Below are 21,401 nucleotides of genomic sequence, written 5' to 3'. Positions count from 1 at the left end.
TTGACAATTCTGACTATTTATCACATTGTTTATAGTAATGAAAAAAGGGGGAGGAAAGGGAGAATTATGGGATTAGAAAATAAATTCGAAAAAAGGCAGATAGTAGAAATCCCAAGACAGGAAGGAATACTACAAAGCCTGAACGGTCAAAACGTATCCTCTGGGCTGATTTCCAGTACGCTGGTTATGACGGGACCGGCCATCATTATTCTAGAGGCTGCGGCGGCAGGTCATTTTTCCGACCAGCAGACCATCAGCTGGATGTTCGCTGTCTATTTTTTCGGCGGACTATTCGGCATCATCATGCCGCTCCTATTTCGTATTCCAATAACCGGCGGTCACTCGATCACTGGAGTGGCATTTTTGGCAACTATCACATCACAATTTACCTATCCCCAATTAATAGGGAGTTACCTTGTATCGGGTTTGTTGATTTTTCTCATTGGGATATCTGGTCTTTTTACAAAAATGATGAACTTGGTTCCAAAAGAAGTCATTGCGGCGATGCTGGCTGGATTGGTGACAGGGTATGTTGTCAGGATGGTACCGTCACTGAAGGAAATGCCATTGGTTGGGGGAGCGGCGCTGATTAGTTTTATATTGGCATCGAAATATAGTAAACGTGTGCCGCCAATACTGGCTGCCGTTGTCACGGCCTTTGTAGCCCTTTTATTTACAGTAGATTTACACATGCCCTCAACGGAAATCGCTTTTTCTTTGCCTTCCATACAAATCCCGGAGTTTTCGTGGATCGGGGTAGTTACAATTGCCTTGCCTCTTGCCATGCTTGTTCTGAGCAATGATGCAGCTCCTGGAATCGGAGCGTTAAAGAGTTCTCATTTTGAGCCGCACACTCGTCAGGTCATTACCTTTAGCGGAATATTTTCGATCCTTGCCGGTTTTTTTGGAGGGCAGAGCGCCAATATAGCCGGAATGATGACGACCATTTGTGCCGGTCCTGATGCGGGGCCGAAACCGAAGCGGTACATCGCCTCCCTTGTTTCAGGAATCGTCATACTAATCTTCGGCATTTTTGCCTGGAAAATCGTTCCGTTCATTCAGTCCTTGCCACAGGCCTTTGTTTCGATGCTCGCCGGATTTGCTCTAATTGGGGCATTGCAGTCTAGTTTGCATATGGGGTTTTCACAAGCACGTTATCAATTAAGTGCCCTAACTGCATTTGTTATTGCCCTGTCAAATGTATCTTTTTGGCAAATAAGTGCTCCTGTTTTGGCGCTTTTGTTTGGTGCGATAATCGCACGGAGCGTTGAAAATAAGGAAGGCGTATAGTAATGGCTGGAATAATCAGACTATATACTCAATTCTAAAAATTAATTTGAAAAAATACCCCACTCATGATTTAATAAAATCAGACATATCAGATATGTGATATCTGACGGGAAGGTGGTGGGCAGGTGAAGGTAGAAAAAATTTCAACAAAGAAGGTATCAGAATCCGTTGAGGAGCAGCTGGAGAAAATGATCCATTCAGGAATGTTTAAGGCTGGGGAAAAACTCCCTTCTGTTCGTGAACTGTGTGAACTGTTTGGGGTTGGCCGTTCCGCTGTACGTGATGCGATTACAACCTTATGCGGCAAGGGAACGGTTTATGTGAGGCGAGGGGAAGGAACCTTTGTTTGTGAATTCGATTCCAGCAAATTATTTAATCAGAATATGCTTTTGTCCAGTTCAAGAGATATAAGTGAACTTTTTCAAGTAAGAAAATTATTGGAAACAGGTATGGCTGAAATAGCCGCAGTCAATCGAACAGAGAAGGATTTACATAGTTTAAAACACACACTCTATAGTCCATCAACAAATCCTTGGGAATCCGATTACCAGTTTCATTTAACAATCGCCAAGGCAACAGGCAACGAGATCCTCATTCAATTAGTCCAGTTTATTTCCACTACCATGAAAAAAGTGATGATGGATTTTCATCACTACATCCAAAAAGATGAGGATACAGTGAGCTTAATTTCCCGCCAGCACCAGCAACTCATTGAATCGATTGAAAAGGGAGATTCGAAAGCAGCGAAACAGAGCATGAGCAACCACTTAAATACAGTCGAAGAACTTTTGCAAGGCAGTGTTTTGTGGAACCAATAAAGTAGAGGTTTTTTAAAGACATTTAGAAACGATGTTTCTTATTACAAAACAAAGAGAGGTGTGTGTGAATGGTAACAGCAGAAATTCTGGAAGACTTGAAAGCTATTTTACCAGTGGAGCGAATAGCTGCAGAGGATGAGCAGGGGCATCCTCTAGGTAATAGCGCAAAAATAACAGTCTATCCAGTTTCAGAAGGAGAAATTGCAAACATCTTACGCTATGCCAATGACAATGGGAAAAGCATCAGCATTGTCGGGGGCGGTACAAAAAGAGGGTTTGGCGGGGGAATGGAGGATGCCGACATCGGATTGTCTTTGGCGAAATTTAAAGGCATCGTGGAGCATGTTGTTGGTGACATGACTCTGACCGTAAAACCAGGAACCCCGGTTAAAGAGTTACAGGAGTATCTGGCCCAGTTCAATCAAAAAATAGCGCTTGATGTCAATTGGCCTGAATTTGCAACTATTGGCGGGATTATTGCTGCAAATGACAGCGGTCCCAAACGGCTTGGCTATGGTTCAGCCAGAGATGCAGTGATTGGCTTAAGGACCGTCTACCCCGATGGCACCGTTATCCGGTCCGGAGGAAAAGTGGTAAAGAACGTGGCTGGCTATGATATGAATAAGCTGTTTATTGGCTCTATGGGAACACTTGGAGTGATATCAGAGGTGACCTTGAAGCTCCGGCCGCTAACAAAGTATGAAAGTTTGATTCTCTTGAATTTCCCGGAGGGGGAGCTTCAGGAGGTCTCTTCCTTTGCTGTCAAACTCTTGGACTCCATGATGGAACCAGTGGCAGTAGAGCTGTTGAACCCATCCCTTGCTGAGAAAATGACTGGTCAGCACCGTTATACGTTAGCAATCAGCTTCGAGGATGTAGAAAGCTCTGTCCACTATCAAGAGGAGTTTATTAAAAAGATTCAGCCGGCAAAAACAGAAATGAAAATTCTCTCTACAGCCGATGCGCAAGAGTTTTGGAATCACTTCTATCAAATTGCTCCGAATGGTGCAATAGAATCGGCCGGCCCTCAAATAGAGGCAGCTTTAAAAATTGGTGTCATGAACCTGGATGTTGTAAATGTCATCCGCGAATGTCAGCTGCTGGAGGATTCCCATCACGTATCTGCTTTGGCACACGGGGGACTCGGACACGGTCTATGCCAGGTTATTTTAAACGGTTCTAGCGAAGATATACTATCAGCTATCAATCTATTAAGAAGTTCAGCAAAACAGCTTGGCGGGTATGCCATTGTAAAGCATTTACCCCCTTCACTCCGGCAACAGGTGAATGTCTGGGGGGAGAAACCATCCCATTTCTTCCTATTAGAAGGGATTAAAACAAAAGTTGATCAGAATAGAATTCTAAATCCTGGCCGATTTGTAGGAGGGATATAAGACTATGAGTTTAAAAGAAATGGCATTAAAGCAAAGTCCGGCGGCGTGTACATCTGGCGGATTGGGAAATTATCTTTGGAGTGACCCGCCAGATGAGAGTAAATGGGCAGACTGCGTTCACTGCGGCATGTGCCTGGAATCCTGTCCTACCTACGAACAAACCGGAATGGAGCAGCACTCCCCCCGTGGGCGTGTTTACCTGATTAAGTCTGTTGCAGAAGGAAAACTGGAAGTAAACGAGCAATTTATGGATCCCGTATTTGCCTGTCTTGATTGCCGTGCTTGTACAACGGCCTGTCCGGCGGATGTCGATGTGGGCGGCTTAATAGAAGAAGCCCGTGGTCAGGTTCGTCAAGCCATGCCGCTGACAGGTGTAAAAGGGGCGGTGAACAACTTTTTCCTAAAAGGATTGTTCCCGCATCAGAACCGGTTAAATACCGTGGGAAGCCTGTTGAAGTTTTATCAGAAGAGCGGTATGCAAAAGGTTGTCCGAAAAACCGGACTGATAAACATCATGCCGCAGCACTTAGTGGATATGGAAGCAATTATGCCGGAGGTGAGGGAGCCGGTCAGTAAAAAATACAAAAATGAACAGGTGATTAAAGCAAAAGGGGAGACCAAGAATGAGGTGGGACTCCTGACAGGCTGCATCATGGATGTCATGTTCAGTGATATTAATGAGTCCACGATCAATGTATTAACACGAAACGGCAATGACGTGGCAATCCCGAAAAATCAAACCTGCTGCGGCGCGCTGCATGTTCATGCCGGTGACCGCGAAACAGGCAGAAAGCTGGCCAAGCAGAATATCGAGGCATTTCAGGATGTAGAAAAAGTGGTTGTCAATGCTGCAGGCTGCGGCTGTATGATGAAGGAATATGCAGAATTGTTCCGCGAAGAACCTGAGTGGCGCGAAAAAGCCGAAGAATTTGCTGCAAAGGTCGAAGATATATCTAAATATTTGTATGACACAGGCTATGAAAAGCCAAAAGGTGAAATCAATACGAGAATTACCTATCACGATGCCTGCCATTTGGCACATGGTCAGGGAATCCGTCAGGAACCGCGTGAACTCCTCCTGGATATTCCCGGTGTGGAAATGGTCCACATGCCTAATGCTGACCGCTGCTGCGGAAGTGCCGGTATATACAATATTACCAACCCTGAAATGGCCGCTGCTGTACTAGAGAGCAAGATGGAAAATGTTCCGGATGATGTGGAAATGATTTCGATGGGGAACCCTGGATGCATGCTGCAAATGGCCATGGGTGTCCAAAAGCATGGCAGAAATCAAAAGATTGTGCATACGATTCAGCTATTAGACTGGGCTTATCAAAAAGGGGATGCTGAAAGCGAGGAGGGGAAGTAAATGGGTGCAAAGGGCATCAAATCAAACGATAAGCATATCCAGAACCTAGCTGCCATCGTTGGCGGGGAAAAGTCAATCTTATATAAAAAGGAAGATTTGGTAGCTTATGATTGCGATGGCTTTACGCTTCATAAGCATTTACCGAAGGCTGTTGTGTTCCCGAAGAACACCCAAGAAGTGTCCCAGTTAGTTAAATACTGCTCAGATAACCATCTACCCTTCCTTGCACGCGGAGCAGGAACGGGTCTAAGCGGCGGGGCCATTCCCTTAAACGGTGAAGTCATAATTAGTCTGGTCAGAATGAAGCGTCTCCTAAGCGTCGACCTAGAAAATCGCCGTGCAGTTGTGGAACCAGGCTTTGTCAATCTGAAGCTGACGAATTCAATTTCCGATAAGGGCTACTATTATGCACCGGACCCATCCAGTCAGTATTGTTGTACAATTGGCGGAAATGTCGCGGAAAACGCCGGTGGAGCCCACTGTTTAAAATACGGGGTAACGACCAACCATATTCTAGGACTCGAGGTCGTGCTGCCTAACGGACAAATAATTGAAATTGGCAAGAACGGTATTCCAGATTCTCCCGGATATGATTTGCTTGGGCTTTTGACGGGCTCAGAGGGGACGCTTGGGATTGTGACCAAAATAACTGTTCGCATTTTAAAAAATCCGGAGGCAAAGCAGACAGTTCTTGCTTACTTTGATAAGGTTTCCGACGGAAGCCAGGCCGTATCAGACATTGTCTCGGCAGGAATAGTTCCGGCCGCTCTTGAAATGATGGACAAAATTGCTATCGAAGGTGTAGAGGCTGCGGCCTTTCCAGTCGGGCATCCCAGGGACATTGATGCGGTACTCCTAATCGAGGTAGACGGCATCTCAGCAGGAATCGATGAGCAAATAAATCAAATTCTTGAGGTTTGTAAAAAAAGAAATGTCCGCGAAGTGAAAGTTGCCCAAGACGAACAGGAGCGAGGCAGATGGTGGGCGAACCGTAAAACAGGTTTTGGAGCGATGGGAGCGATATCGCCCGACTACTTGGTACAGGACGGTGTCATTCCAAGAAGCAGGCTGCCTGAAGTGTTGGAGCGGATTAACAAGGTAAGTGAGGAGTATGATTTACGGATTGCTAACATATTCCATGCCGGGGATGGGAATCTCCATCCGCTCGTCTTGTTCGATGCTCGTATTCCGGGTGAGTCTGAGAAAGCTTTAAAGGCAGGCAGTGCCTGTCTGCAGATATGTGCTGATGTAGGCGGGACCATTACAGGTGAACACGGTGTCGGCATTGAAAAAAGAGAAGAAATGCGCTTTGTTTTTAAGGATGAGGAAATAATCGCACAAACCAACATTCGTGAAGTATTTAATCCGGATAGTCTACTAAATGCCGGGAAACTGTTCCCGTCACCAGGGCGCTGTGTAGAAATAAAGAAAGAGATGAAAGCTGCAGCAGCAAGGTAAAAAGATAGAAATGGCACAAATTTTGCGAAAATTATTGAAATGAATGCAAGAACTGTGCTATCTTTTTTTTGTAAAGAAAAGAAACGGTGTTTCGTAATAACAAACAGTAAGTTTTCATATCAACGAGAAAGAAGCTCGAAAATTTATAAGGAGGAGAATATAACAATGACAAACTACGTAAAGGCAGGCCATCTTCAAGTTGCTTCAGAGCTCTATGACTTTATTAATTTGGAGGTACTTCCAGGGAGCGGGGTGGAACAAGATCAGTTTTGGGCTGATTTTGGAAAATTAGTCAAAGATCTGACTCCTAAAAATAAAGAATTATTAGCGCGTCGTGATGAAATCCAAGCGAAGCTGAATGCCTGGCACCGTGAAAATACAGGAAACTTCGATTTTGCCAAGTATAAAGCTTTTTTGGAGGAAATCGGCTATCTTGAGCCCGAAGTAGACGACTTTCAAATTACCACTGAAGGAGTAGACGATGAAATCGCCCTCCAGGCCGGCCCGCAGCTTGTTGTACCTGTTAACAATGCCCGCTATGCCATAAATGCAGCCAATGCCCGCTGGGGAAGTCTGTACGATGCTCTTTACGGAACAGATGCGATTAGCGAAGAAGATGGAGCAGACCGCAGCGGCGGCTATAACCCTGTTCGCGGGAATAAAGTCATCTCATTTGGAAAAGAGTTTTTAGATGAGGCGGCACCGTTAAGAGAAGCATCACATCGGGATGTTGTTCAGTACAGCGTTGCAGGCGGGAAGCTATTCGTTACTCTAAGCAACGGCAGCACAGCAGGCCTTGAGGATGAGTCCAAGTTTGCCGGCTATAACGGAGAGCTTGAAAGTCCATCTGCAGTCCTTTTGAAAAATAACGGCCTCCATATCGAAATTCAAGTTGACCGTAATCACCCAATTGGAAAAACAGATAATGCCGGGGTAAAAGATATTCTTATAGAAGCAGCAATTACAACAATTATGGACTGCGAGGATTCCGTTGCCGCCGTGGATGCGGAGGATAAAGTGCTTGTATACCGCAACTGGCTCGGCTTGATGAAGGGTGACTTGTCTGCCACTTTCGTAAAAGGCACTAAAAGTATGACGAGGACCCTCAATCCTGATCGCCTTTACACAACGCCAGACGGCGGGGAACTAAGCCTGAATGGACGTTCACTGCTGTTTATCCGTAATGTCGGTCACCTCATGACAATTAATGCGATTCTAGATGAAAACGGCGAAGAAATTCAAGAAGGTATCTTGGATGGAGTTGTCACAAGCCTGATTGCAAAACATACTCTTTTAGGCAATGGTCAATACCAAAACACTTCAAAAGGTTCCATTTATATCGTGAAGCCTAAGATGCATGGCTCCGAAGAGGTTGCCTTTGCAAATGAACTATTTGACCGTGTCGAAGACATGCTAGGATTAGAGCGGAATACCCTAAAAATCGGGGTCATGGATGAGGAGCGCCGGACTTCCTTAAACTTGAAAGCATGTATCCGCCAGGTAAAGGATCGAATCGTCTTTATCAATACCGGTTTCCTAGATCGTACGGGGGATGAAATGCATACTTCCATGGAAGCAGGGCCAATGATCCGGAAAAATGATATGAAAGGGTCACCTTGGCTGCAAAGCTATGAGCTGTCAAACGTTAGTGCAGGTCTGGCAACCGGACTTCCAGGCAGAGCTCAAATCGGTAAAGGTATGTGGGCTATGCCAGATTTGATGGCAGAAATGCTGAAGCAAAAGATCGGCCATGTGAAAACGGGCGCCAATACGGCATGGGTTCCGTCACCTACGGCCGCTACCCTGCATGCGCTCCATTACCATCAGGTTGATGTAACAGCAGTGCAGGAGGAGAAGAAACAGCAGATCAAGGATTTAACAGATGACATACTGCAAATCCCGGTTTCAGAAAATCCAAATTGGAGACCGGAAGAAGTTCAGCAGGAACTTGATAACAATGCCCAAGGGATTTTAGGCTACGTAGTCCGCTGGGTTGAGCAGGGCGTCGGCTGCTCGAAAGTACCGGATATTAATAACATCGGGTTAATGGAGGACCGCGCCACATTACGGATTTCCAGCCAGCATATGGCCAACTGGCTGCACCACGGTATTTGTTCAAAAGAGCAGGTGTTGGAGACCTTTAAGCGCATGGCTAAGGTTGTCGACCAACAAAATGCTGGTGATGCTGCCTACCGTCCAATGGCGCCAGATTATGATAATTCAGTAGCATTCCAAGCAGCTTGTGACCTTGTTTTCGAGGGCTATGATCAGCCGAATGGCTACACGGAGCCAATTCTGCATCGCCGCCGTATTGAGGCCAAAGCCAAGTTTGCCGTTAAAAAGTAATTTACTAGCTTAGGAGAGTGGAGCAGTGTTCCTTAGGGCTGTTCCATCCTTTTCCAGCCTGATTTTTTACAAGGAGATGAGATAGCGATGAAGTTTGCCAGATTTAAAGTCAATGAGACTGTGTATATAGGGGTTATCAGTGAGGATGCTATCAAAGCGATTAAAGGAGATCTATTTGGAGACTGGGAATACACGGGGGAAGAATTCTCCAAGCGTGATGTAAAGCTGCTTGCGCCGCTGCAACCTAAGCAAATTATTGGAATTGGGGCCAACTACGTTTCCCAACTTGAGGACCTTCCAAGTGAATTGCCGGAAATTCCTGTATTCTTTTTCAAACCGGTCACTTCTGTCATTGGACCTGAGGATGAAATCATCATTCCTGAGGGAATCGACCTAGTGAAATTTGAGTCAGAGTTAGCTGTTGTCATCGGGAAAGAAGCAAAAAATGTGCCTGAATCAGAAGTATTAGATTATATCTTTGGTTATACCGTAGGGAATGATGTCACGGCACCGCAATTTTTCCATCAGGATGGGCATTGGACGATTGGAAAATCATTTGATACGTTTACTCCTCTTGGTCCAGTGATTGAAACAGAGCTTGATCCACTTAATGTCAGGGTAGAAGCTAGGCTTAATGACGTGGAAAAGCAAAACAGCCACACGGAACTTATGATTGTTCCGCTTCGTAAAATGATTTCCTATCTCACGAAGGTCATGACGTTAAAACCAGGGGATGTAATATTGACGGGAAGTCCACTGGGAGCGGAATTTGTAGGTGAAGGTAACGTCATTGAATGTGAAATTAAAGAGATTGGGACCCTCCGTAATACATTTGTTACTGTAAAAGAAACCGCAAAAGCCTGATTAGGTTTGCGACAATGTCCGGCTGCCAGCTTTGTGCTATGATAATAGGAAATTTCCCTCAATAATACGTAATACTGGAGATGAACATTTTGGAAAGAGAAAACATGGTAAAGTCTGTGAGCCGGGCATTGGATATTATAGATATAGTAGGTTTGAAAAAGGATGGAATGGGTGTAACAGACATTTCCAAGAGAATGGATATTAATAAAAGCTCTGTCTTTCGAATTCTAGCCACATTAGTGCGATATGGATATATCGAACAAGATGAGGAGTCAGGAAGATATAAACTAGGATATAAGTTTTTAGAGATTAGCTCGAAACTGCTGGAGTCCATTGATTTACGAGCAGAGGCTAAGCCATTTTTAAGGGAATTGGAAAAAGAAACAAATGAAGTCATCCACCTCGTTGTATATGACCAAGGAGAGGTCGTGTATATCGAAAAGCTAGAAGGCAATGAAACTTTAAGGATGCATTCGAAAGTAGGAAAAAGAGCTCCGATGCATTGTACCTCAGTAGGAAAAGCAATCCTTGCTCACCTGCCTTCAAGCGAAGTCGTGGATATTCTTGAGCACAAAGGGCTGCCGGTACATACGGATCAAACCATTATAGACCGTGATGTCTTCCTGCAGGAATTGGTTAAAGTAAAACAAAAGGGTTATGCACTTGACCTGGAAGAAAACCAATACGGGATTCGCTGTATTGCCGTCCCAATTTTTGACCATCTGGGGAAGGTTTGTGCAGCTGTGAGCATTTCCGGTCCTACCATCCGAATGACAGATGAAAGGCTGGAAGAATTAATGCCAAGAATAATAAAAATAGGAAGACAGATTTCTACCAGATTAGGAAATCCAGATTAGGGCAGGATACAAAAATTATTCGATTGTTAACCACATCGAATAATTTTTTTGTCTTATCTACTATTCTAATTATTTTAAGTTTTCTAAATATTATTGAAAATTATTCTAAAGAAACATATAATTATAAATGATTGGATTGTATAATATTATTTTAATCCAAAAACAAATGGAATATGGGGGGATTACATGGGTACAGGTATGTTATCTTTTTTATCACTGCTGCCAATCATTGTTGTTGGGGTCTTTTTAGTTGGCCTTAGATGGCCAGCCAGTAAAGCGATGCCGATATCTTACATCGTGGCAGTGGGGCTGGCCTTATTTGTCTGGCAGGTGCCGGGAGCTCAAGTAGCGGCCGCATCTATAAATGGTCTTGTGACAGCTGGTACGCTCTTATACATTATATTTGGGGCCATTTTGCTTTTAAACACATTGCAGGAAAGCGGCGGGATTAGAGCTATTCGTCAAGGGTTTACTGAAATTTCTCCGGACCGGCGGATTCAGGTTATTATCATTGCCTGGTTATTTGGATCCTTCATTGAAGGGGCTTCGGGATTCGGCACACCAGCGGCTGTTGCCGTACCGTTAATGGTCGGACTAGGGTTTCCAGCAATGGCCGCCGTTATCGCCGGAATGGTGATTCAAAGTACACCAGTTTCATTTGGGGCAGTAGGTACTCCCGTCCTTGTTGGCATCCAAACAGGTTTATCAGCAGATCAAGGTATAACAAATGATTTTCTGGCACTCGTAACGGCCATTGGCGGGAAAGTCTCCATACTACATATGATAGCCGGTACGCTTGTTCCTCTTTTCGTTGTTGCTTTAATGACGAGATTCTTTGGTAAAAACAAATCCTACACAGAAGGAATAAAGGTGTGGAAATTCGCCTTATTCGCCTCATTCTCCATGACTATACCATACGTAATTGTAGCTAATACAATAGGACCAGAGTTCCCGTCGATGATTGGGGGGTTAGTCGGCCTGGCCATCGTTGTTTCAGCAGCCAAAAAAGGCTTCCTACTGCCTCCTAAAGAAGAGGTATGGGACTTCGAGGAAAAATCAAAGTGGGACCCAGAATGGACGGGGAACATTGAAATCAAGGATATTGCACACAAAAGTGGGAGCATGAGCTTAATGCGTGCCTGGTCTCCGTACATTTTGGTAGGCTTGTTCCTTGTATTAACAAGATTGTCATTCCTTCCTTTAGGTGGATGGATGAAAGCTTGGACCGTTACTTTTAGTAATATTTTTGGTTCGGAAATTAGTTCCAGTTTTCAACCGTTATATTTACCGGGAACAATCTTTATCCTCGTTTCGATACTAACCTATTTTATTCACAGCATGAATGGCAGCGCATACAAAAGAGCGTGGGCTCAGTCTGGTAAAACCACACTCGCCGCTTCAACAGCCCTCATCTTTACGGTGCCGATGGTTCAGGTGTTTGCAAACACAGGCGGTGGTGCCGTAGGCTTTGATAAAATGCCTATCGAGTTGGCTAACGGTGCTGCTGCGTTAGCCGGTGAGTTCTGGCCGTTCTTCGCCACTTTCATTGGAGGGTTAGGGGCTTTTATTGCCGGTAGTAACACGGTAAGTAATATGATGTTCTCTTTATTCCAATATGACGTTGGCTCCCAAATTGGCGTGGATCCAACATGGATTGTCGCGCTTCAAGCAGTTGGTGGTGCGGCAGGTAACATGATATGTGTTCATAACGTAGTTGCTGCGTCAGCAGTCGTCGGCTTGGTCGGGAAGGAAGGCACTGTCATCCGAAAAACGCTATTGCCATTTGCCTACTATGCCTTAATTGCAGGAGCAATCGGATATTCCATTGTGTGGTATTCTGAAAAAGGCTTCTTTAACATTGGAACTTTTGTGGCTGCCGCCATTGCCGTTGCCGCGGTTTATATTATTGCATCCAATCAAAAGCGGGCAAATATATTGGCAGGCAGTGGGAACTCGTTTGGTGCAAAATGATCATAATATGCTAAAGCTTATTGGACAGCTTTATGAATTGGTTTAGGTGTTGACTAAAAAAGGGGAATCGATTAAGTTCGATCCCCTTTTTTCATGTGGCGGATTACTATAACTGTTATAATAGGTAAAAAGTTTTAAGAATGAAAATGGGGTTGAAGAGTTTTGAGTCAGACATTTGCCAACTGGTATGATTTTTTCATGAGTCCGTTAGAGAAAAACAAATTCAAAGGCATTCGAAAGGAGCTCCTTGCCAAAGCAACAGGCAATGTCCTAGAAATCGGTTCGGGGACAGGGATTAATTTTCCGCTTTACGAATCGGCAGAAAAGGTTGTGGCGATTGAACCTAGTCCCTACATGCTGGAGCGTTCCCGCTCGAAATATAAGCAAGCTGTTGTCCCAATACAATTGGTGCAGGCGGGGGCTGAAAACCTTCCATTTGCTGATAGCACGTTTGACACTGTGGTAGCGACCTTAGTCATGTGTACGATTCCCAATCCGGAAAAAGCAGTACAAGAAATGAAACGTGTGTGTAAACCTGGTGGGAAGATTCTGCTGTTTGAACATGTAAAAATGGAAAACCGCTTTTTGGGTGCACTTCAGGAGGGTTTAACTCCTGCCTGGAAAAAATTTTGTGACGGCTGCTGTTTAAATCGCAGCACGATGGATTTATTTACAGAGTTACCACTGGTTGAGAAGAAAAAGTATTACAATGGTTTGTTTATCTTTGCCGTGGCAGAAAATGCAAAGTAGGATCTTTCTCCTATTTTCATAGGGATATTATTCCAGTATATTAGGATTACAGAGAATTGACATCATGAATTTCTCCTCATCAAAGTCCGATAAAAAATAGGTTGAGAGGAGTTTTTTTATGCCATTAAAGCCTTATGTTGAAAAATTCTTAGCAGGAAATCCACTTGGGGATTTAAACACCGCCGAGGATTTGATCAATTACCGTGGTGCCGCCCTAAGCATGATGCCGCCTGTAGTGGCCAGGCCAAGGGTACAAAGAATTGAGAACAGAACCATTCCTGGTCACAATGGTTATCCTGTTCCAATACGGATTTATACACCGGAAGGAAAAGGACCGTATCCTTTGCTTGTGTTTTTCCACGGCGGCGGATTTGTCGTCGGCGATATTGAAAGCTATGACGTTACCTGCCGAATTCTGGCCAGAGCAACAGGAGCAAAGGTGGTTTCAGTCGATTATCGGCTGGCGCCGGAACATTCCTTCCCAGCAGCACCTGAGGATTGCTATGCAGCAGCAGCCTGGGTGGCAGAGCATGCCGAAGAGTTAAACGGTGACGCCAGTAATCTGTCAGTCGCAGGGGATAGTGCCGGTGGGACGCTATCGGCAGCTGTCTCGCTGATGGCCCGCGATCGAAAGGGTCCAACCATTGCAAAGCAGATTCTTATTTATCCTGTAATCGATTTTCATCCATTGGATAAAACGTCCATCTACCCTTCATATACCGAAAATGCTGAAGGGTTTGGCGTGACAAATACCCACATGGCGCTATTTTGGGATTTGTACCTGGAGAACGTAGAAGACCGGCTTCACCCGTATGCATCTCCAATTCGCGCGGACGATGTGAGCTGCTTGCCTCCAACACTTCTTTTGACAGCAGAGTATGATGTGCTGCGCGATGAGGGAGAGGCATATGGCCAGAGGCTTCAGAAAGCAGGTGTCCCAATATTAGCGAAAAGGTTTGCCGGGATGATCCATGGATTTATTCAATCTTTTATTGATCAGGAAGAAGGCATTGAGGCTTTAAAAATGATTGTGGAGTTCGTTAGAGAACAATCGCCTGTGAAAGTAAAGTAAGCCTGCTGACGGTAAGTGTATTTTAATAGTCAATAGAAGAAAAGACGTAAATATTTTTCATAGTATTTGCGTCTTTTTTGTTGCTAATTTTCTGTATAGTTTTAAGAGAGGAACGTGTAAGAAAGGGGATGGGAAAATGGAGGATAAGCGGTCGGCACTGCTGGTCATCGATGTTCAAGCAGGCCCGATGTGGGGAACGTATAAGCGGGATGAAACGTTTGCGGTCATCAAAAAAATGATTGGTAAAGCAGAAGGGGAGGATGTGCCGATTTTTTATATTCAATTTGAGGGACCTGAGAATGATTTACTGGCCAGGGGGTCGCAGTTCTGGCAGTTTGCCCAAGGCATTAACCCTCGCAAAGAGGATTTCATCATTCCTAAAATGGCAGCGGATTCCTTTTTTCAGACAGATTTAAAGAAAGAATTGCAGCGGCGCAACATAACACATCTTTTTGTAGTGGGGGTACGGACGGAATATTGCATTGATACAACCTGCCGCGCCGCATTGTCGTTAGGATTCGATGTCACGCTTATTGCTGACGGTCACACGACGGTCGATGAGTTCGGGTTCCTTCCGGTGGAGCAAGTGATTCACCATTACAATACTGTATTAAGCCGCATAAACACTCCTGAGCGGCGGATTTTGGTGCAAGCTTCGAATGAAGTAGAATTTTAATAAACAAGAGGCTATGCTTGCCTCTTGTTAAATTAATTGATAGTTTTTAAAATCGAGTTTCGCCGATGTGTCAAACTTGATAACTTCTCCCAATTCCAATTGAATCTTTCTTTCAAATAACGGCCCATCGAAAACAAAGGTATGGTACTCACCGGACTCACCCATTGGACAGATTGCCGTATTTTGTACATCCTTTAAAAAGGAGGCATCTACTAATCTTCCAAGCCAGGATTCATCCAAAACTTCATCGCCAATACGGACTACCACTGCCTGATATCCAGAATGAACAAATTGCTTCAGTGACTTTAAGGCAATTTCCTTAGTCGTCCATAACGGATAGAGTGCCTGAACACCTGCTTCAGCCGCCACTTTCTCGCCCCATTCCCGATGTTCGTTTAAATATAAATCTCCAAAAGCAATTCCTGTGATTTGGTGTTGATTTTTCAAATCTTTGACGGACTGGATAAACTGATCCGTATAATTTTCAAATGAACATTCAATAAAATGGACCGGGATGGATAATGCTTGTCCCTGTAATTGAATCAGCTCTATACGTTCATCATGGGCAAAGGTCCGGTCTTCGGCCTCCGGTTTGGTTGTAACTAATGATATGACTTCATACCCTTGCATTATTAAAGTATCTAATGCCATACAACTGTCCTTTCCGCCGCTCCAGGACAGGAGAATTTGTTTTTTCATAGTCATCACCTTTTGGAAAAATAGTTTATTTTTATTTTATCATAAGATTCATTAGGAGCAGTTGGTCGGTCGTGATATAAAAGACACATTACTATGATAACTAAGCAATTCTGTCTAATAGAAGGCTTCTAAAAGACACTTTGGCTAAAATTAATAGTTATTTTGTCTAATAGGAGCCATCTAAAAGACAAGTAGCTTCGTTTAACAAAAATTTTGTCTAATAGAACCTCTTTATAAAAGGTGAAATTGAAATGTTGTTGAATTAATAGATTAGAAACTTTTTGAAAAGAGGAAAACACATGTTTATCGAATCGAACAGGCTAGTCATCCGAAAGTTTGAGGCTGAAGATTGGCAGGCAGTCTACGAATATACCTCAAATGCTGATGTTATGACCTACATACCAGAAGGGGTTTTTACAGAAGAGGATGCAAAAAAGTTTGTCGAAGAAAATAGTGGTGATAAAGCCGAGAAGTTTGCGGTGGTGTTAAAGGATGAGAATATTTTGATTGGGCATATTGCTTTTTATAACGTTTTTGGAGGGCATACCTATGAAATTGGCTGGGTGTTCAATCCGAAATTTTATAACAAAGGCTATGCCTCCGAAGCAGCATATGCGGCTTTGAATTATGGTTTTAAAGAATTGAAATTACATAGAATCATCGCCACATGTCAACCTGAGAACCCTCCATCCTACCGAGTCATGGAGAAAATCGGGATGAGAAGGGAAGGCCACTTTAAAAAGTGTATCCCCAACGGAAATGAATGGTGGGATGAGTACTATTACGCAATCTTAGACGAAGAATTTGGATGATGGTGTCAGGCGGCAATAGGGCTGTCTGCACAGTAAAGAAGCTGGAAACGGTGCTTACCCATTCCCAGTTTCTTTTTTTAAGTTAAACCTGTTATTTCAGATTCATGAACCAGTTCAATCTTATAGAGTCCTCCAATTTCTTTGATTTCGCAGTAACCGGAGCTGTACTTAAAAAGGACTTCATATTGTTTTCCGTTATAAAATACTAAACCTTTATTCTCCATCATTCCCCATCCTTTGCAATCACTTAAAAACACTGTAAAATACTTTCCTTTAAGGATTATGAAGTCGTGTTAAAGTTTATGTTAACTTTTTGGAGAAATATGAAGAAAAATGGCTGTCGCTTTCTGGGCTATTCAGTCTTAACTTTAATCTGTGTTACTTGGTTATAACCATAGCCCTTTCGATTCCAGAAAGCTTGCTCGGGCTGCGTTTGGCCGTTTGAATCAAATGCACGGACCTGTATGGTATACTCCTTTTTTTCTTCAAAAACCGTAGAATGATGCCATTGTACCCATTGGTACCGTTGGGGATTCCCGTAGAGAACAGTCTCTTCCCATGTTGCTCCATTGTTTAAACTAATTTCGACAGAGATAATAACACCTTCACCCGTCCAGGCTAAGCCAAAAATATCATGCACACCTGGTTTTAGAATCTGTCTGTCTAGAGGCTGCTGGATAATGGAATTAACATGATTTGTCGTGACAGGAAATGCACCTTGATTATCATCCTTATTTGGATAATAGACATAATCATCTGTTTGAAACGGCCCTGAAAAAGATTCGTCTATGACATGGATGGCTCTTAGCCACTTGACCGAGGCCATGCCGTACCAACCCGGAACAATCAGACGATAAGGAAACCCATGTTTGGCAGGAATCGGCCTTTGATTATATTCCCAGGCGACGATGATGTTATGATCCGATGCCTTTTCAAGCGGAAGACTTCGCTCAAAATGAACATGCCTTCCTTTCTTAATACCAGCATCCGCCCCCTGAAACACAATTGCACGTGCGAGTTCGTTTATACCTGAGAGGCTCAGAAGATAGGAGAGGGGGACGCCTTTCCAGACACCTTGACTTATCGCCCCGTCTTTCCATTGGTCTCCAAAAACGTTTGGTTCAAAATAAGCACGCTTATTTCCTGCACATTCGACTAAGGAGGTAACGGTTCTGGCGGGTAATGTAGTAATTTGACTGTATTGTAAGGTAATTGGAGTTATTACCGAACCATCAATGGAAAGGGAGTAAGATTGATTAGAGATGGCGGGGTAGGGAAAATGATTTCTTCTGTACATTTTTGAACCAGGTGTTTCCAGACCTTTAAGAAAATGAATGGGAGATTCCTGGTTTTCTGGATATAAATTATGAGTAGTAAGGTTAGGTTTCACCTTGAAAAATTGGTCATTTGGATGCAAAAAACTCACTCCTTTCCTTCTATTAAATTTTATTTTGGAAATGAATAATATAATCCAAAAAAAAGCCACCCTGTGGGTGGACAACAGTTTAAAATAATTTCATTTGCTCCGATTCAGAAGGTGTCTTAGACTTCGAGTTCAATTCTTTGTAGCCCATGGATTTGTAACCTTTTCCTCTTTTTTCGAACATTGCCTTCAATATAGGTACTTTATGGTCAACATAATCAATGACCTTCACCCTATATTTGTCATCGTGAAGCCTGTGCAGTCTTCCGACATATTGCTGCAGTGTTCCTTCCCATGACAAAGGCATGACTAAAAATAAAGTATCCAATCTGGAGTGATCGAAGCCCTCGCCAATATATTTACCTGTCGCAATAACCAATCTTTCCACGTGATCACCCAACTCATTCAACCTTCGTAAATTTTCCTTTTGTTCCTTCTTGCTCATTTGACCTGTTAAAAGAATGATGTTTTTTGCAAAACCTTGAAAGCGGCTATGCAATTCGATTGCATGTTCAACCCTTTCGGTTAGAATCATTGGAACAGAGCCTTGATCCAATTCTTTTAGAACATCGTCAAAAATCATTTGATTTCGCTGTTCGTCTTTTGTGATTTGGTTGAAAAGGAATTGAATATCCTGATTTTCCTCTTTAATTTTAAAGTTTGTATACCTTGGGACCAGAATATGTTCAAACGGACGAACCTTTGCCTGATTTTTTGCAGTAACTTTATGGCGGATCGGACCCAATTGCATGGTCATGACTGGCTGCAACCCATCTTTTCTTTTTGGGGTTGCGGTTAGGCCGTATATATATTTGGCAGTAACCGCTTTTAACACCTTCTCAAAACTAAAGGCGGAAATGTGGTGACATTCATCAACAATGACTTGGCCATATTTTTTAACTAGGTCCTTTATTTCTCCGTTATAATTCAGACTTTGAATAGTTGCGATATCTATAATCCCTGTCTGCTTATTTTTACCGCCACCAATTTGGCCAATTTGTTTCAGTTTTAAATCCAAATAGCTGGATAAACTTTGTTTCCATTGGTCGATTAATTGTTTGCGGTGTACTATCACCAACGTATTAACCTTCCGTTCAGCAATTAAGGCGGCAGCAACAACTGTTTTCCCGAATCCTGTGGTGGCGGATAAAATTCCATTATGATGTTCTAACAATTTAGAGACGGCTTGTTCTTGTTCCAGTCTCAATGTTCCTTGGAAATTGGCAGAAATTTCTAGTCCATGATTAGTTTCATCCTGAAATTCTACGTCAATTGAATGCTCCGATAATAGGGAAAATAATTCTTCCTTACATCCGCGAGGAAGGATAAGAGAATACTTTGTTTCCTCGGAACATTTAATCTTTCGTGGGATTAGATTGGTCGATAACCGTTTTGCCTGTGCCTTATAAAATTCAGGGTTATTAAAAGCGGCAATCCCTATAATTTTTTGAATAAACGAAGCCGGGAGTTTAGCTTTTTCAATATATAATCCATTTTTTTCGATGACTTTTAATGTTTTTGGAAGTACCTTTACCTCCTGCTTGGGGTGAGTATCGATTATAGGCGGTTCAAAACCAACGGTGAGACGAATAACTTCATTCAAGGTCATTTTTCTTACTTCCTTGAGAAACAGCCATTGTTCATTAAATGGCTTAAAATTTTCATCAACAAATATGCTGTTCCCTAATTTTCTCGCTGTACCTTGTAGTGGGAGGGCAATAAGGTTCCCAAGTCCTGCCTTAGAAAGAGTATCTTGATTTGGAAAAAAACGATCAAACGACTTCATACCAACCTCATGGTTATTTTCAATAGTTCGAGATAATAACAGATGCCCGAGTTTACGGGCAACAGCAGCCGGAATTGCCTGTTCGAAAAAAATCCATAAATGACAGCCATTTCCGGAACGAGAACGTTCCATACAAGCAGGTACATTTAATTCTTGGCAAGTCTTAAGAAATGCTAGCGCGTCCTTTTGCCAATTGTTTTTATCAAAATCAACCGCTAAAAACCAACATGTTTCGTCTCTTAGAAGTGGATAGATTCCGATTGTTTGTTTCCCAATTAAATGATTATATAGAACCTGATCGTTGAGTGCCAGATATTGGTCGTTGCCATCTTTTGCTGGAGAGTATCCTTTCTTTCCATCGCTAGTTTCCCAGCGAACTGCGAAAACATCAGTTCTCCCTCTAAAAAATTTTTTGAAAATCTGGATTCGTTCCATTAATTTTGCTTTTTTGGCTTGCTCCCTCATAGAATTCTTTGTGGAATCTAGTTGGTGATAATCTATATTATGAGATAATAAAATTTCTTTTAATTGTTGATTCTCTTTTTTTAGTTTTTCAATTTCTAGTAAAGCTTGCTGAAACTTTCGCTCAAGGTTTTGCATTGAAATCCCTCTATTAAATTGATTTAAGATAATTATAGCCAATTTTATAGGAACATAAAATTGAAACCATAGGATGAGTTCGCTTTTTCAGTAAAATGGCAGGGATTTCCCCCATAAAAATAGAACATGTTAACAAGCACCAGGAATACACTTCTTTAGAGGAAAATAACTAAACAGGGAGTGGGTTATATGGCGAATAGTGTAAATCGGAAAATATTGTTTGCGAGCAGGCCAGTGGGGATGCCAGATGAGAGTAACTTTAAGATGGTTGAAGAAACGGTTCCGGAGATTCAGGAGGGAGAAGTGTTAATCAAAACACTTTATCTATCTGTCGATCCATATATGCGCGGGCGGATGTCGGATGCGAAATCGTATGCCAAGCCGTATGAAGTCGGCGAGCCGTTCCTTGGCGGCATGGTCGGGAAGGTTATAGAATCGAAGAATTCAAGATTTGAAGTCGGCCAATATGTGGATGGTCGCTTAGAGTGGGCCGAGTACAATGTTTCGGATGGCAGTACTATTCGAAAAATTAATCCGGAGTGGGGTCCCGTTTCCACTGCACTTCATGTCCTCGGAATGCCAGGATTAACCGCTTATTTTGGACTGCTGTACATAGGAGAGCCGAAGGAAGGGGAAACAGTCGTGGTGTCTGGTGCCTCTGGAGCTGTCGGTACGATTGTCGGTCAAATTGCCAAACTTAAGGGCTGCCGTGTCGTCGGGATTGCCGGCGGTGATGATAAGTGTGCGTATTTAACAGAGGAATTGGGCTTTGATGCGGCAATCAATTATAAAACAGCCGAGAACCTTCGTAAAGCCCTGAAGGAAGCATGCCCAAATGGAGTTGATGTCTATTTTGATAATGTTGGCGGGGCAGTGAGCGATGCAGTCATGTCCTTAATCAACTTCCAGTCGCGGACAATTATTTGCGGGCAGATTTCGCAATATAATCTTGAAAATCGGGAGCTTGGACCACGTGTGGCCGGCCAGCTGCTGACAACCAGTTCACTAATGAAGGGCTTTATTGTCTCGGACTTTGCCCAACATAATAAGGAAGGTTTGAAACAGCTCTCCCAGTGGGTTAAAGAAGGAAAAATTAAATACCGGGAAAATATCGTGGAAGGCTTTGAAAATACAGTTGATGCGTTCCTCGGGCTGTTCCGCGGCGATAATATCGGAAAACAATTAGTAAAAGTAGCGGATGAATAATTTTAAAAAC

17 protein-coding genes are annotated in these 21,401 nt (G+C 43.2%); 14 read left to right on the top strand and 3 right to left on the bottom strand.

The genetic code is table 11. The features are described 5' to 3' along the window. Positions 1-66 precede the first annotated feature (66 nt). The 12 genes from ACZ43M_RS16895 to ACZ43M_RS16840 all read left to right on the top strand — a co-directional run bounded on the left by ACZ43M_RS16895 (position 67) and on the right by ACZ43M_RS16840 (position 14,865). A complete protein-coding gene (locus ACZ43M_RS16895) occupies positions 67-1,290 on the top strand; it encodes a benzoate/H(+) symporter BenE family transporter (protein WP_464503709.1) in 1,224 nt (407 codons plus the stop codon). A 125-nt stretch (positions 1,291-1,415) separates the two neighbouring features. After that, positions 1,416-2,108 carry a FadR/GntR family transcriptional regulator gene (locus ACZ43M_RS16890; protein ID WP_464503708.1) on the top strand — a complete coding sequence of 231 codons (693 nt, stop codon included), beginning with the start codon at positions 1,416-1,418 and terminating at the stop codon, positions 2,106-2,108. Positions 2,109-2,176: 68 nt separating this feature from the next. After that, a complete protein-coding gene (locus tag ACZ43M_RS16885) occupies positions 2,177-3,502 on the top strand; it encodes an FAD-binding oxidoreductase (protein WP_464503707.1) in 1,326 nt (441 codons plus the stop codon). 4 nt (positions 3,503-3,506) lie between these two features. Further along, positions 3,507-4,871 (top strand): (Fe-S)-binding protein, encoded by a 1,365-nt coding sequence (locus ACZ43M_RS16880; RefSeq protein ID WP_464503706.1) that lies wholly within the window; start codon positions 3,507-3,509, stop codon positions 4,869-4,871. Continuing rightward, positions 4,872-6,329 carry an FAD-linked oxidase C-terminal domain-containing protein gene (locus tag ACZ43M_RS16875; RefSeq protein WP_464503705.1) on the top strand — a complete coding sequence of 486 codons (1,458 nt, stop codon included), beginning with the start codon at positions 4,872-4,874 and terminating at the stop codon, positions 6,327-6,329. It begins immediately after the preceding gene. 165 nt (positions 6,330-6,494) lie between these two features. Further along, positions 6,495-8,675: a malate synthase G gene (locus ACZ43M_RS16870; RefSeq protein ID WP_464503704.1), complete on the top strand. Its 2,181-nt coding sequence runs from the start codon at positions 6,495-6,497 to the stop codon at positions 8,673-8,675. An 87-nt stretch (positions 8,676-8,762) separates the two neighbouring features. Beyond that, positions 8,763-9,539, top strand: coding sequence for a fumarylacetoacetate hydrolase family protein (locus ACZ43M_RS16865; protein WP_464503703.1), 777 nt, complete (start codon positions 8,763-8,765; stop codon positions 9,537-9,539). Positions 9,540-9,628: 89 nt separating this feature from the next. Further along, the gene (locus ACZ43M_RS16860; RefSeq protein WP_464503702.1) at positions 9,629-10,396 is read left to right on the top strand and encodes an IclR family transcriptional regulator; all 768 of its coding nucleotides are present in this window, start codon (positions 9,629-9,631) and stop codon (positions 10,394-10,396) included. 186 nt (positions 10,397-10,582) lie between these two features. Then, the gene (locus ACZ43M_RS16855) at positions 10,583-12,367 is read left to right on the top strand and encodes an L-lactate permease (protein ID WP_464503701.1); all 1,785 of its coding nucleotides are present in this window, start codon (positions 10,583-10,585) and stop codon (positions 12,365-12,367) included. Positions 12,368-12,529: 162 nt separating this feature from the next. Beyond that, positions 12,530-13,117, top strand: a complete 588-nt coding sequence (locus tag ACZ43M_RS16850; protein WP_464503700.1) for a class I SAM-dependent methyltransferase — start codon at positions 12,530-12,532, stop codon at positions 13,115-13,117. Between the two features lie 118 nt (positions 13,118-13,235). Then, positions 13,236-14,189: an alpha/beta hydrolase gene (locus ACZ43M_RS16845; protein ID WP_464503699.1), complete on the top strand. Its 954-nt coding sequence runs from the start codon at positions 13,236-13,238 to the stop codon at positions 14,187-14,189. A gap of 136 nt (positions 14,190-14,325) precedes the next feature. Then, a complete protein-coding gene (locus tag ACZ43M_RS16840) occupies positions 14,326-14,865 on the top strand; it encodes a cysteine hydrolase family protein (protein ID WP_464503698.1) in 540 nt (179 codons plus the stop codon). Positions 14,866-14,892: 27 nt separating this feature from the next. Here the strand turns inward: ACZ43M_RS16840 and ACZ43M_RS16835 are convergent, their stop codons facing one another. Continuing rightward, complete coding sequence (locus ACZ43M_RS16835; protein ID WP_464503697.1) at positions 14,893-15,564, bottom strand: Dph6-related ATP pyrophosphatase; 672 nt, start codon at positions 15,562-15,564, stop codon at positions 14,893-14,895. 299 nt (positions 15,565-15,863) lie between these two features. On the opposite strand from ACZ43M_RS16835, the gene ACZ43M_RS16830 reads away from it, so the two are divergent. Continuing rightward, positions 15,864-16,376 carry a GNAT family N-acetyltransferase gene (locus ACZ43M_RS16830; RefSeq protein ID WP_464503696.1) on the top strand — a complete coding sequence of 171 codons (513 nt, stop codon included), beginning with the start codon at positions 15,864-15,866 and terminating at the stop codon, positions 16,374-16,376. A 352-nt stretch (positions 16,377-16,728) separates the two neighbouring features. Here ACZ43M_RS16830 and ACZ43M_RS16825 read toward each other — a convergent pair whose 3' ends face one another. Then, positions 16,729-17,793 (bottom strand): sulfite oxidase, encoded by a 1,065-nt coding sequence (locus ACZ43M_RS16825; RefSeq protein ID WP_464503695.1) that lies wholly within the window; start codon positions 17,791-17,793, stop codon positions 16,729-16,731. 88 nt (positions 17,794-17,881) lie between these two features. After that, positions 17,882-20,185, bottom strand: a complete 2,304-nt coding sequence (locus tag ACZ43M_RS16820) for a TOTE conflict system archaeo-eukaryotic primase domain-containing protein (protein ID WP_464503694.1) — start codon at positions 20,183-20,185, stop codon at positions 17,882-17,884. A 189-nt stretch (positions 20,186-20,374) separates the two neighbouring features. Here ACZ43M_RS16820 and ACZ43M_RS16815 point away from each other — a divergent pair, with 189 nt between their 5' ends. After that, positions 20,375-21,391 carry an NADP-dependent oxidoreductase gene (locus ACZ43M_RS16815; RefSeq protein ID WP_464503693.1) on the top strand — a complete coding sequence of 339 codons (1,017 nt, stop codon included), beginning with the start codon at positions 20,375-20,377 and terminating at the stop codon, positions 21,389-21,391. Positions 21,392-21,401 lie beyond the last annotated feature (10 nt).

The organism is Neobacillus sp. B24 (assembly GCF_055381825.1).
The sequence above is the reverse complement of the archived record's forward strand: the minus strand, read 5'-3'. Positions and strand labels throughout refer to the sequence as shown.